The 11,868-nt window shown below is 73.2% G+C and carries 11 protein-coding genes; 5 read left to right on the plus strand and 6 right to left on the minus strand.

All coding sequences use genetic code 11. The annotated features are described in order from the left end of the window. Positions 1 to 34: 34 nt before the first annotated feature. From OG702_RS11575 to OG702_RS11590, 4 genes are read right to left on the minus strand one after another with little or no spacing between them, the layout of a single operon-like run. Positions 35 to 643, minus strand: a complete 609-nt coding sequence (locus OG702_RS11575; protein WP_327288784.1) for a GTP-binding protein — start codon at positions 641 to 643, stop codon at positions 35 to 37. Further along, the gene (locus tag OG702_RS11580) at positions 624 to 1,043 is read right to left on the minus strand and encodes a DUF742 domain-containing protein (RefSeq protein ID WP_327288785.1); all 420 of its coding nucleotides are present in this window, start codon (positions 1,041 to 1,043) and stop codon (positions 624 to 626) included. Before OG702_RS11580 ends, OG702_RS11575 begins: the two co-directional genes overlap by 20 nt. Continuing rightward, the gene (locus tag OG702_RS11585) at positions 1,043 to 1,552 is read right to left on the minus strand and encodes a roadblock/LC7 domain-containing protein (RefSeq protein ID WP_327288786.1); all 510 of its coding nucleotides are present in this window, start codon (positions 1,550 to 1,552) and stop codon (positions 1,043 to 1,045) included. The genes OG702_RS11580 and OG702_RS11585 overlap by 1 nt, the downstream gene beginning before the upstream one ends. Continuing rightward, entirely contained in the window at positions 1,549 to 3,984 is a 2,436-nt protein-coding gene (locus OG702_RS11590) for a sensor histidine kinase (protein WP_327288787.1), read from the minus strand. The genes OG702_RS11585 and OG702_RS11590 overlap by 4 nt, the downstream gene beginning before the upstream one ends. A gap of 330 nt (positions 3,985 to 4,314) precedes the next feature. Here OG702_RS11590 and OG702_RS11595 point away from each other — a divergent pair, with 330 nt between their 5' ends. Continuing rightward, entirely contained in the window at positions 4,315 to 5,085 is a 771-nt protein-coding gene (locus OG702_RS11595) for a hypothetical protein (protein ID WP_327288788.1), read from the plus strand. A gap of 82 nt (positions 5,086 to 5,167) precedes the next feature. On the opposite strand, the gene OG702_RS11600 is transcribed toward OG702_RS11595, so the two are convergent. After that, on the minus strand, positions 5,168 to 5,641 hold the full coding sequence (locus OG702_RS11600; protein WP_327288789.1) for a MarR family winged helix-turn-helix transcriptional regulator: 474 nt from the start codon (positions 5,639 to 5,641) through the stop codon (positions 5,168 to 5,170). A gap of 188 nt (positions 5,642 to 5,829) precedes the next feature. Here OG702_RS11600 and OG702_RS11605 point away from each other — a divergent pair, with 188 nt between their 5' ends. Then, positions 5,830 to 6,693 carry a lysozyme gene (locus OG702_RS11605; protein ID WP_327288790.1) on the plus strand — a complete coding sequence of 288 codons (864 nt, stop codon included), beginning with the start codon at positions 5,830 to 5,832 and terminating at the stop codon, positions 6,691 to 6,693. Positions 6,694 to 6,779: 86 nt separating this feature from the next. On the opposite strand, the gene lon is transcribed toward OG702_RS11605, so the two are convergent. Next, positions 6,780 to 9,215, minus strand: a complete 2,436-nt coding sequence (gene lon / locus OG702_RS11610; RefSeq protein WP_327288791.1) for an endopeptidase La — start codon at positions 9,213 to 9,215, stop codon at positions 6,780 to 6,782. Positions 9,216 to 9,411: 196 nt separating this feature from the next. Here lon and OG702_RS11615 point away from each other — a divergent pair, with 196 nt between their 5' ends. From OG702_RS11615 to OG702_RS11625, 3 genes are all read left to right on the plus strand, one after another. Further along, positions 9,412 to 10,284, plus strand: a complete 873-nt coding sequence (locus OG702_RS11615; protein WP_327288792.1) for a nucleotidyltransferase domain-containing protein — start codon at positions 9,412 to 9,414, stop codon at positions 10,282 to 10,284. A 111-nt stretch (positions 10,285 to 10,395) separates the two neighbouring features. Then, a complete protein-coding gene (locus OG702_RS11620; protein ID WP_327288793.1) occupies positions 10,396 to 11,076 on the plus strand; it encodes a spermidine synthase in 681 nt (226 codons plus the stop codon). Positions 11,077 to 11,147: 71 nt separating this feature from the next. Next, complete coding sequence (locus tag OG702_RS11625) at positions 11,148 to 11,861, plus strand: response regulator transcription factor (protein WP_327288794.1); 714 nt, start codon at positions 11,148 to 11,150, stop codon at positions 11,859 to 11,861. The last annotated feature ends 7 nt before the right edge of the window (positions 11,862 to 11,868 follow it).

An 11,868-nucleotide genomic window follows, 5' to 3' on the forward strand; every position in this document is an offset into this window, starting at 1 on the left:
CGGTCAGGTCTGATCATGCGGGCAACGGCCCCGGCTAGAAGGGCTGTTCGGCGAGGGCGTGGGTGACCAGCGCGAGCAGCGCGTCGACCACGGAGGACCGTTTCCGCGCGTCGATGATCTGCACCGGGATGTGCGAGGGCACCGCCAGCGCCTCGCGGACGTCCTCGCCCGTGTAGGCCGCGGTGCCCTCGAACTGGTTGACCGCCACCGTGTACGGCAGGCCGGTGCCCTCGAAGTAGTCCAGCGCGGGGAAGCAGTCCGCGAGCCTTCGGGTGTCGGCGAGGACGACCGCGCCTATCGCACCCCTGACCAGGTCGTCCCACATGAACCAGAACCGCTGCTGCCCCGGGGTGCCGAAGACGTAGAGGACGAGGTCCTTCTCCAGGGTGATCCGGCCGAAGTCCATGGCCACCGTGGTGGTGACCTTGTCCGGGGTGGCGGCCAGGTCGTCGAGTGCCTCGCTGGCCTGTGTCATCACCGCCTCGGTGGTCAGCGGGGTGATCTCGGACACGGCACCCACGAAAGTGGTCTTTCCCACACCGAAGCCGCCGGCCACCACGATCTTCGTGGAGACCGGCGCGCGCTCGCGTTCGTTCTGCCAGTCCTGCAGGCCGTCCGGCCGGTCAGAGCCTGCGTAGTCCACTGAGCACCCTTTCGAGCAGCGCGCGGTCGGGGCTGCCGGACCCGTGCCCGGTGCCGTACACGCGAATTCTTCCCTGGTCGGCGAGATCGCTGAGCAGCACCCTGACGACGCCGAGCGGCATCCTCAGCAGTGCGGAGATCTCGGCCACCGACCGCATTCTCCTGCACAGTTCCACGATCGCCCGTCGTTCGGGAAGGACGCGTTCTGCCCAACCACCGCCCCAGGCAGCCGAATACGGCTCCTCGGGACCCTCGACAGTGGCCACGAAGGTCTCGACGAGCAGCACGTGGCCGACCCGCGTACGCCCGCCGGTCAGGGAGTACGGGCGGACCCGGTCCGTCCTGCGGTCGGCGTTTCGCTGGGGTGCCCCGCGTCTGGGCAGTGCGGACATCGACGACATCAGCCGGAACTCCCGGTGGCCTGGCGCAACTCGCTGCGGAGCGCGGGGGTGAGTACGTGTCCCGCACGGCCGACGAACAGGGCCATGTGGTAGGCGATCACGCTCATGTCGCAGTCGGCCGTCGCGTGCACACCGAGCAGCGAGCCGTCGCTGATCGACATCACCACGAGCACTCCGTCCGTCATCGCGACGGTGGTCTGCCTGACCCGACCGCCGTCCATCAGCCGCGCCGCGCCCACGGTGAGCGAGGCCAGACCCGACACGACCGCGGCCAGATCCATCCGGCCCTGGCCGGCCAGACCCGGATGCGCGGGCGCCTCCGTCATATTCTGCCCGTCCTTGCCCTCCGAGGCGTCGTCAGGTTCGGAACCCAGCAGGAGCAGTCCGTCGGAGGACACCACGGCGACCGAGTGGACGCCGTGCACCTCCGCCACGAAATTGTGCAGCAGCCACTGGAAACTGCGGGCCTCATGGCTGAGTGCCCCGGTCTGCGTGTCGACCGCGTTCAACGGGTCGCCTCCTCAACGGTTCCTGCCGGATCTGCGTGCCCCCGCGGCCCCGCGGGCGACTCGTCTCGTTCACGTGCGGCTTCTGCGCGGCCCGCACGCAGGCCGTTCTGCAATCCGTCGAGCCTGCGCCGCAGTTCGGCCGCGTCCACCGGCGGCACCGGGGCCGGCGGCGCCGCCCGCCGGGTGCCCGCGGCCGCGCGCACCCGCTGCGGCAGCCCCTGCCCGGTCAGGCCGGCCGGGGAGCGGGATATGAGGTCGCCGGGCGGCTGCGGGGCAGGCGCCGGTTCCGGCGCCGGGGATGGGGCCGCGGATGGGGCCGGGACCGGGGGGAGCCCGGTGGCCGGCAGCGCCGGGCCGGACCCCAAGGGCTGGGGGGCGGCCGGCCGCGGCTCTGCGGGGTGCGGGTCGGACGGCGGCGCGTAGCCGTGGATCACGTCAGGGCCGGGCGACTGCGCCGGTACGTGGACGCCGCCCGCCGCGGCATAGCGGCGCGGGTCGCCGCCGGTGAAGGCGGCCGGGTCCAGCGGCGTCACCGGCGGCTCGCCCGGTCCGACCGGGGGGACCAGCAGGCCGGGCAGCAGCACCGCGGCCTGGATGCCGCCGGAGGGCAGCGGGTGCAGCCGCACCCGCACGCCGTGCCTGCGGGCCAGCCGGGAGGCCACGTAGAGGCCCATCCCGGCGACCGCGCCGGGCGGCGCGGGATCGGGGTCGGCGAGCAGGGTGTTGAGCTCGTCGAGCTTCTCGCCGGGCATGCCGATACCGGTGTCCTCGACCGCGACGACCACCTCGCCGGTCTCCAGCAGCCGCCCGGACAGCACGACTTCGGTGGTGGGCGCGGAGAAGCCGGTCGCGTTGTCGAGGAGTTCGGCGATCAGATGGGCCACGTCGTCGGAGGCCCGGCCGGCCACCCTGACCCCGGGCAGCATCTCGATGCGGACCCGCTCGTAACGCTCGACCTCGGAGATCGCGCCGCGCACCACGTCGATCAGCGGGACCGGCCGGGCGGTGGCGCCGTGGCTGTGCTCGGTGCCGCCGAGCACCAGCAGGTTCTCGCTGTTGCGGCGCATCCGGGTGGCGAGGTGGTCGAGCTGGAAGAGCGTCGCGAGCCGGTCGGGGTCCTGCTCCTGCTCCTCCATGCCCTCGATCAGGGCGAGTTGCCGTTCGACCAGGCCCAGCGTGCGCAGGCTGAGGCTGACATGGGTCATGTGGGCGGCGTTGCGGGCCGTGGCCGCGCTCAACTCCCGGTCCAGATCGGCGACATGGGCGACCAGCTCGTCGTGGGCGCGCCGCAGCGCGCCCTTCTCCGCGACGGCTCCGGCCAGCGCGCCCCTGGTGCTCTGGGTGGCGCCGCGCGAGGCGGTCAGTTCGCTGCCGAGTTCGGCGGCGCGGGCGCGCAGTGCCTGGGCCTCGTGGGTCAGCGCGTTGGCGCGGCGGGCGACGGCGGCGTATTCGTCCCGGCCGATCACCTCGACACCCTGGCCGCTCTCGGCGTCCGCCCGCGACCAGCGGTGCAGCGCCGCCAGCGGGCGGGTCATGCTGCGGAACAGCCCGATCAGCACGCCCGCGAGCAGCAGCAGGCACAACGCGGCCAGGGCGGCGCGCAGTTCGAGGGCGGTGACGGTGTGGTCGCGGTGGGCGGTGGCGGCCGCTGCCTCGTCCGCGGCCGCCGACGACTCCACGCTGCGGATCAGGCCGACGCGGGCGGTGAGGGCGGACTTGACGTCGCCGGGGCGCAGCCTGCGGTCGCCGCGGGTGAGTTGCGGGCCGTCGAGCAGGCCCGTGGTGTCCCGGTCGGCCTGCGCGACATCGGCGCCGGTCACCGTCTTGTCGTAGCGGTCCCGCAGGTCGGCGGTGGCGGCGGCGTGGAAGTCGGCGAGCGCGGAGCGCTCCTGGAGCCCGGCGGCCTGTGCGGCGGCCACCAGCGAGGGCTGGCCGCCGCCCTGGGTGAGGGCCCCCACCAGCAGCCCGCGCTGCACCGCCGCGGCGTCCGCCAACCGGGTGAGCGGGCCGGCTGCCGGTCCGGCCCCGGTGCGGCCGAGCGCGTCGATCAGCGGCTGATACGCGGTCACGGCGGCCTGCACGCCCTGCCGGTCGGCCCGGGCGGCGAGCGCGGCCGTGCGGACGCCGGGCAGCGTGGCCAGCGCGGTGCGCAGGTCGGCGGGCGGGTGCGCGGCGAGCACGTCCCGCAGCTGCCGGTCGGTCCGCACGGCGTCCTCGGCGGGCAGCTTCGGCCCCTCGGTCCCGGCGGCCACCAGCGCGGCCACGTCGTCCCGCTCGTCGGCCAGGTCGTGGGCCAGCCCGGTGGTGCGGGTGGCCAGGCCGGCGGCGGCGGCGCGGTCCTGGGCGGCCGTCAGATCACCGACGCCCAGGGCGACGCCGGGGGCGGCGGCGGCCAGCACCGCGGCCGCGCACACCAGCAGGGCCGCGAGCATGCGCTGCTTGACCCGACGCTCGCGCGGTTGACGTCGTTCACGCACTTCTGGCTCGCAATCACGTATGGCCGGCGGGGGTTCCCCAGGAATATGCAGGGGCTGACACCGACCCTTGCAGCCCTGCCAGGAGGGGAGCCATGCCTCCTCGCTCCGGACACTCGAACGAGTGAATCGCACGGGCGACACACCGGACAAGCCGAGTAGACCGGACACCGGTTCGCCACGCCGGTGGGGATACTGGCGCCGCCGGACGGGGTTTGGCAGGATGCCAGCCCGCAGCCGCGGTGGCCGGCCGGCGGGTTCGAACACGGCCTGCTGCACACTGAGGCCATGCGGATCGAGACATCGACGGCACCAGGGGTGCCGGGGGCACCCAACGAGGACTTCGCGGCGGTGGCGCTGCCGGCCGGCGGCCACGGCGGGGCGCTGGTCCTGCTCGACGGTGTCACCCCGCCGCCGGACAACGGGGACTGCGTCCACTCGGTGCCGTGGTTCACCGCGCGGCTGGGCGGTGCGCTGCTCGAACTGTCCCTTTCGCGGCCGGACCTGCCGCTGACCGGCTGTCTTTCTGCGGCGATCGCCCGGACGGCGGACGCCCACCGGGACACATGTGACCTTTCTCACCCGCTGACACCGCAGGCCACGGTGGTCGCGGTGCGGTGGGGCGCGCAGGAGGTGGAGCACCTGGTGCTCTCGGACTCCGTGCTGCTGGTGGAGGGCACGGACGGCGCGGTGACCGCCGTGCTGGACGACCGGATCGACCGGCTCCGGGACGCCGGCCGGCGGGTGGGGCCGCTGCGGAACCTGCCCGGGGGCTTCTTCACCGCGGCGGCCGACCCGGCGGTGGCCGGCAAGGCGGTCACCGGGTCCGCGCCGCTGGCCTCCGTCCGGGGTTTCGCCGCGCTCAGCGACGGGGCCGCGCGCGGGGTGGAGGTCTTCGGCACGGACGACTGGGCCTCGGCCTTCGCGTTGCTGCGCAAGGCGGGCCCTGAGGCGCTGATCTCCCGGGTGCGCGCGCTGGAGTCCGCCGACCCGTCGGGCGCGGCGGTGCCGCGGGGCAAGCCCTTCGACGACGCGGCCGCGGTTCTGGTGGAGTTGTAGGGCGGGACGCCCGCGGCGGGGGCGACGCGAGGGCGTGCTCACCCGGGTGGGCGCGAAGGACGACCCGGGTGGGCGAATCGGCCTACAGCACTTCTGCCGTCGATTCGTTCAGGTCGTGCAGCAGCCGGGCCAGGTCCGCCAGGTCCGCGCGGTCCCAGCCGGAGAGCTGCCGGAGGTAGGCGGCGCGGCGGGCGCGGCGGACCCGGTCGAAGCGGTCCCGGCCGCCGGGGGTGAGGCGCATCAGGAAGGCCCGCCCGTCGGCAGGATCAGGCTCCCGGGTGACAAGTCCGAGGGCCTCAAGTGCCCGCAGTTGACGGCTCATCGTCGCCTTGCCGACCCCGAAGTAGGACGCGAGGTCGGTGGCCCGTTCCGGCTCCGCCTCCTGGAGCCGGACCAGGAGTCCGTAGGCGGCCGGTTCGAGGTCGGGATGCACCGCCCGGGCGAGCTCACCGGAGGCTGCCCGGGCGCGGCGGAAAAGCACCGTCAGCTCCCGTTCCAGGGCGTCCGCCGAGGTGTCAGGGCCCGTCGCATCTGCCGCATTGCGCGCGTCGGTCACTGCATTCCCGCTTTCAACGCCTGAAAGTTGTTTTTACACACGGTGGTTTCCGCAGCACGTCAAGTATTTCGCAGGAGTAGACCAACGGCGGTTACAGGACCCTCTTTCCACGCGCGTAGCGTCCCACGTACCGTCCCACTGTCATGACCATTCCAAGGTCATGCCGAGTCCCCCACCTGGAGGCACGCATGTCCCACGGAGTTATCTCCGTCGTGCACGGCAACGGCTCGGTCCGGACCAGGCTCGCGTTCCTGGCCGGTTCTCTCGTCACGATGCTCGCGATGGCGCTCGCCGCACCCGGCACCGCGCACGCGGCGAATTCCGGCCATATGACCCACCCCGACCTCGACTGGCTGGGGTCCCAGATCAAGATCCACGAGGGCGCCGACACCCCGGGCGACTCCAAGGTCGTCACCCCGATGGTCACCCAGACCCCGGGCATGGACGTCTCCAGTTACCAGGGCAACGTGAACTGGGCCACCGCCTGGGCGAACGGCGCGAAGTTCGCCTACGTCAAGGCGACCGAGGGGACCTCGTACACCAACCCGAACTTCACCCAGCAGTACAACGGCTCCTACGACGTCGGCATGATCCGCGGCTCCTACCACTTCGCGCTGCCCGACGTGTCGACCGGCGCCGCGCAGGCCGACTACTTCGTGGCGCACGGCGGCGGCTGGTCCAAGGACGGCAAGACCCTGCCGGGCGCGCTGGACATGGAGTACAACCCGTACGGCGCCACCTGTTACGGCAAGACCGCCGCCGCGATGGTGAGCTGGATCTCGTCGTTCTCGAACGAATACCACGCCAAGACCGGCCGCTACCCGACGATCTACACCTCCACCAGCTGGTGGAGCACCTGCACCGGCAACAGCGGGGCCTTCGCGGCCAACAACGGGCTGTGGGTCGCCCGCTACGCCAGCGCCGTCGGCACGCTGCCGGCCGGCTGGGGTTACCAGACGTTCTGGCAGTGGGCCGACTCCGGCACCTTCCCCGGTGACCAGGACCGCTTCAACGGCGCCCTCGACCGGGTCAAGGCGTACGCCAACGGCTGACCGGCGGTCAGCCGCGGGCGGCACGACGGCGGCCCCTTCCCCCGCGCGGGGGAAGGGGCCGCCGGCTGTCGTGGCGGTGCCGGCCGTCAGGCTGCCACCGTCACCTCCAGCCCGGTCCCGGCCTCGGCGTCGGCCTCCGCCGAGTCCAGGGCCAGTGCCAGCACCTGGCGGACGTCGCTGACCGGGTGGACGTCGAGCGCGTCCAGGATCTCGGCGGGGACGTCGTCCAGGTCCGGCTCGTTCCGCTTGGGGATCACCACGGTGGTGATCCCGGCCCGGTGCGCGGCCAGCAGCTTCTGCTTGACCCCGCCGATCGGCAGCACCCGGCCGGTCAGCGAGACCTCGCCGGTCATCGCCACATCGGTGCGCACCCGCCGCCCGGACAGCAGCGACGCCAGCGCGGTGGTCATCGTGACACCGGCGCTCGGCCCGTCCTTGGGCACCGCACCGGCCGGCACGTGGATGTGCACGCCCCGCTCCTTGAGGTCGCCGACCGGCAGCTCGAGCTCGGCGCCGCGCGACCGCAGGAAGGACAGCGCGATCTGCGCCGACTCCTTCATCACGTCGCCCAGCTGCCCGGTGAGCTGCAGCCCGGACCCGCCGGTCTCCGGGTCGGCCAGCGACGCCTCGATGTAGAGGACGTCACCGCCCGCGCCGGTGACCGCCAGCCCGGTGGCCACCCCGGGCACCGCCGTCCGCCGCTCCTCCGGGTCCTGCGCGGACTCCGGAACGTGGTGCGGCCGGCCGACCAGCTTGCGCAGGTCGTCGGGCCCCACGCTGAAGGGCAGCTTCTGGTCGCCCAGCTCGTGCCGGGCGGCGATCTTCCGCAGGATGCGCGCGACCGTGCGCTCCAGCGCCCGCACCCCGGCCTCCCGGGTGTACTCGCCGGCCAGCCGGCGCAGCGCGCCCTCCTCCAGCGTGACCTCGTCCGCGTTCAGGCCCGCCCGCTCCAGCTGGCGCGGCAGCAGGTGGTCCCGTGCGATGACGACCTTCTCGTCCTCGGTGTAGCCGTCCAGCCTGACCAGCTCCATCCGGTCGAGCAGCGGCTCGGGGATGGCCTCAAGGACGTTCGCCGTGGCCAGGAAGACCACGTCGGACAGGTCCAGCTCGACTTCCAGGTAGTGGTCGCGGAAGGTGTGGTTCTGCGCCGGGTCCAGGACTTCGAGCAGGGCCGCGGCCGGGTCGCCGCGGTAGTCCGAGCCGACCTTGTCGATCTCGTCGAGCAGCACCACCGGGTTCATCGAGCCGGCTTCCTTGATGGCCCGCACGACCCGGCCGGGCAGCGCGCCCACGTAGGTCCTGCGGTGGCCGCGGATCTCGGCCTCGTCCCGCACACCGCCGAGCGCGACCCGGACGAACTTGCGGCCCATCGCCCGCGCCACCGACTCGCCCAGCGAGGTCTTGCCGACCCCGGGCGGTCCGACCAGCGCGAGCACGGCGCCGCCGCGGCGGCCGCCCACGACGCCCAGGCCGCGGTCGGCCCGGCGCTTGCGCACCGCCAGATACTCGGTGATGCGCTCCTTGACGTCGTCCAGGCCGGCGTGGTCGGCGTCCAGCACCGCGCGGGCGCCGGCGACGTCGTAGGTGTCCTCGGTGGTCGTGCTCCACGGCAGTTCGAGCACGGTGTCGAGCCAGGTGCGGATCCAGCTGCCCTCAGGTGAGGCGTCGGAGGACCGCTCCAGCTTCTCGACCTCCTTCAGCGCGGCCTCGCGCACCTTCTCGGGCAGCTCGGCCGCCTCGACACGGGTGCGGTAGTCGTCGGCCTCGTCCTCGGGGTCGCCGTTCAGCTCGGCGAGCTCCTTGCGGACCGCTTCGAGCTGCTGGCGCAGCAGGAACTCGCGCTGCTGCTTCTCCATGCCCTCCTGGACGTCCTTGCGGATCGTCTCGGCGACGTCCTGCTCGGCCAGGTGGTCGCGCAGCCACTGGGTGGCCAGCTTCAGCCTGGCCACCGGGTCGACGGTCTCCAGCAGCTCGACGCGCTGCTCGGGGGTCAGATACGGGCTGTAACCGGAGTTGTCGGCCAGCTGGCCGACGTCGTCGATCTGCTGCACCCGGTCCACGACCTGCCAGGCGCCACGCTTGCGCAGCCAGCTGGTGGCCAGCGCCTTGTACTCCTTCATCAGCTCGGCCACCGTGCCGGGCGACTCGGCGGGTACGGGCTCCTCCATCTCGGTGCCCTCCACCCACAAAGCGGCGCCGGGGCCGGTGGTGCCCGCGCCGATCCTGACCCGGCTGCGGCCCTTGATCACGGCGCCGGGGTCGCCGTCGGACAGGCGTCCCACCTGCTCCACCGTGCCCAGGGTGCCGACGGCGGCGTATTTGCCGTCGACCCGCGGCACCAGCAGCACGCGGGGCTTCCCGGCGCTGCCCGCGGGATGCGCGGCCTGCGCGGCCTCGACGGCGGCGCGGACCTCGGTGTCGGTGAGATCGAGCGGCACGACCATGCCGGGCAGCACGACCTCCCCGTCCAGGGGGAGGACAGGCAAGGTCAGCGGGTTGGCGGGGATGGACTCAATCGGCATGATCGCTCCTCCTGCAAGCAAGTTGAGTACACCGCACTCAATGCACGACGGGCCGCTGGTGTTCCCGTGCAGGTGTTCGCTCTGAGCGATCGGCTGCGCGGGCGGTGTCACGGGGCGGCGGGCGGCCGCTGCCGGGCCCCACGCGGGGCCGCCGGCGGGCGGAAAACCGCTTGCCCCGGCACGTAACGTCGGGACCGTGACAGAAGACGACGCCGTACGTCTGGACGCCCCCGTCGTGAGACCCGGCCTCGCCCCGGACGGCACGATCGCCCGCGAGGGCGCGCTGTCGAAGGTCCCGGCCGCCTACGCGCGGCTGGTGGACGAGGCGCGGGGCCGTATCCGCGCGGCCTTTCCCGGCGGGCGGCTGCACAGCGCGTACGTCTACGGCAGCATCCCGCGCGGTACGCCTCGCGCCGGGCGGTCCGACCTCGACCTGGTGGTCGTGCTCCGCGAGCCGCCGTCCGCGGCGGACCGCACGGCGGCCGACCGTGTCGAGGCCGGCCTCGACGCGGACTTCGCCGTCATCGACGGGGTCGGGCTGCTGCTCTTCGACGTGGACACGCTGCTCAGCGAGCTGGAGCGGTACGACCTGGGATTCTTCGTCGCGTGCCTGTGCACTCCGCTGCTGGGTGCGGATCTGGCCCGCGAGCTGCCCCGGTACCGGCCGGACGGGCTGCTCGCCCGGGAGACCAACGGGGACGTTTCGCTCGCGCTGGCGGAGTGGGAACGGCGGTTCGCCGCGGCCTCCTCCTCTGCCGCGGCCTCCGATTCCGTCGAGGGTGAGCTCTCCGCGCTGTGCCGCCGGGTCGCCCGGCGGGTCGTACGGACCGGGTTCACGCTGGTGATGCCGCGGTGGGGTGGGTGGACCAGTGACCTTGCCCTCCAGGCCGAGGTCTTCGCGACCTATTACCCGGCGCGGGGTGCGGCGATGCGGCGGGCCGCTGCCTGGGCCCGCACCCCCACCGCGGACCCTTCGGCTCTCGCCCTCCTCCTCACCGACCTCACGCCCTGGCTCGCAGAGACGTACCTCGCGGTACACGGCCCCAAGGCGCGGCGACCTGGCCACTGAACAGTGCGGTGGCTTTTTGTCGAGGATGGCACTTGCGGTGGCTCCGCCACTCTCCCGTCGTCCCGGCTGAGCGCGCCGTTCCTCGCGCGGGGGCGCGCCTAGAGTAGGGGGATGGTCGTGGGTGAGGACGGGCCCGTCGTGGTGGAGCGGCGGGACGGGGTGGGCGGGGAAGTCGTGTTGCGGCGGCGCGGGCGGCGCCGCTACGAGATCATCGCCAACGGCTGCTTCCTCATGGACACCTCCGACGGCCGGTCGGAAAGGCTGCTGGTCGACGCCGCGCTGCAAGCGCTGGGCGGGGCCAGGCCCGCCCCCAGCGTGCTCATCGGCGGCCTCGGGGTCGGATTCTCGCTGGCCCGGGCCGCATCGCAGGCGTGGGGGCGGATCGATGTCGTGGAGCGCGAGGCCGCCATCGTGGGGTGGCACCGCGAGGGGCCGCTGGCCGAGTTCTCCGAGGGCTCCCTGGACGACCCGAGGGTGACCGTGGTGCAGGACGACCTCCTCGACCACCTGCGGCGGACGGCCCCGCCCTACGACGCCTTGTGCCTGGACATCGACAACGGGCCGGACTGGACAGTCACCGAGAACAACGGCAGTCTCTACAGTCCCAGCGGCCTCGGCGCCTGCCGGAACCGGCTGGCGCCGGGCGGCGTCCTCGCAGTGTGGTCGGCTCAGCCGTCGGCCGCGTTCGAGGGGGCACTGCGGTCCGCGGGGTTCGAACGGGTGCACACCCTTGAGATCCCGGTGACCCGCGGGGTGCCGGATGTCGTGCACCTGGCACACCGGGCGTCGTAGGGCGTGATGGTCACGGCAGCGACCCGCCCCGTACGCTGCCGGGTATTCCAGGACGAAAATGTGGGGCGGAATTGGACGGCACGCAGACGACGGGCGCGCAGCGCCGGGTGCTGGTGGTCGAGGACGACCAGACGATAACGCAGGCCATCGCGGCACGGCTGCAGGCCGAGGGCTTCCAGGTGCGGACCGCCGGCGACGGCCCGGCCGCGGTGGAGGCCGCCCATTCCTGGTCGCCCGACCTGCTGGTCCTCGATGTGATGCTGCCCGGCTTCGACGGCCTTGAGGTGTGCCGCCGGGTGCAGGCCGACCGGCCGGTGCCGGTGCTGATGCTGACCGCCAGGGACGACGAGACCGACATGCTGGTGGGCCTCGGTGTCGGCGCCGACGACTACATGACCAAGCCGTTCTCGATGCGGGAGCTGGCCGCCCGGGTGCATGTGCTGCTGCGCAGGGTCGAGCGGGCCGCGACGGCCGCGCACAGCCCGCGGGGCGCCGCGATCCACCTCGGCGACCTGGAGATCGACCACACCCAGCGGCGGGTGCGGGTGGGCGGCGCCGACGTGCACCTGACGCCGACCGAGTTCGAGCTGCTGGTGTGCCTGGCGCAGCAGCCCAGGGCGGTGCTGTCGCGCGAGCAGCTGCTGGCCGAGGTGTGGGACTGGGCGGACGCCTCCGGCACCAGGACCGTGGACAGCCATGTGAAGGCGCTGCGCCGCAAGATCGGCGCGGACCGTATCCGTACCGTGCACGGCGTCGGCTACGCCCTGGAGATGCCCTCGAAGTGAGCGGGAG

This window comes from Streptomyces sp. NBC_01198 (genome assembly GCF_036010485.1).
GTDB lineage: Bacteria > Actinomycetota > Actinomycetes > Streptomycetales > Streptomycetaceae > Actinacidiphila.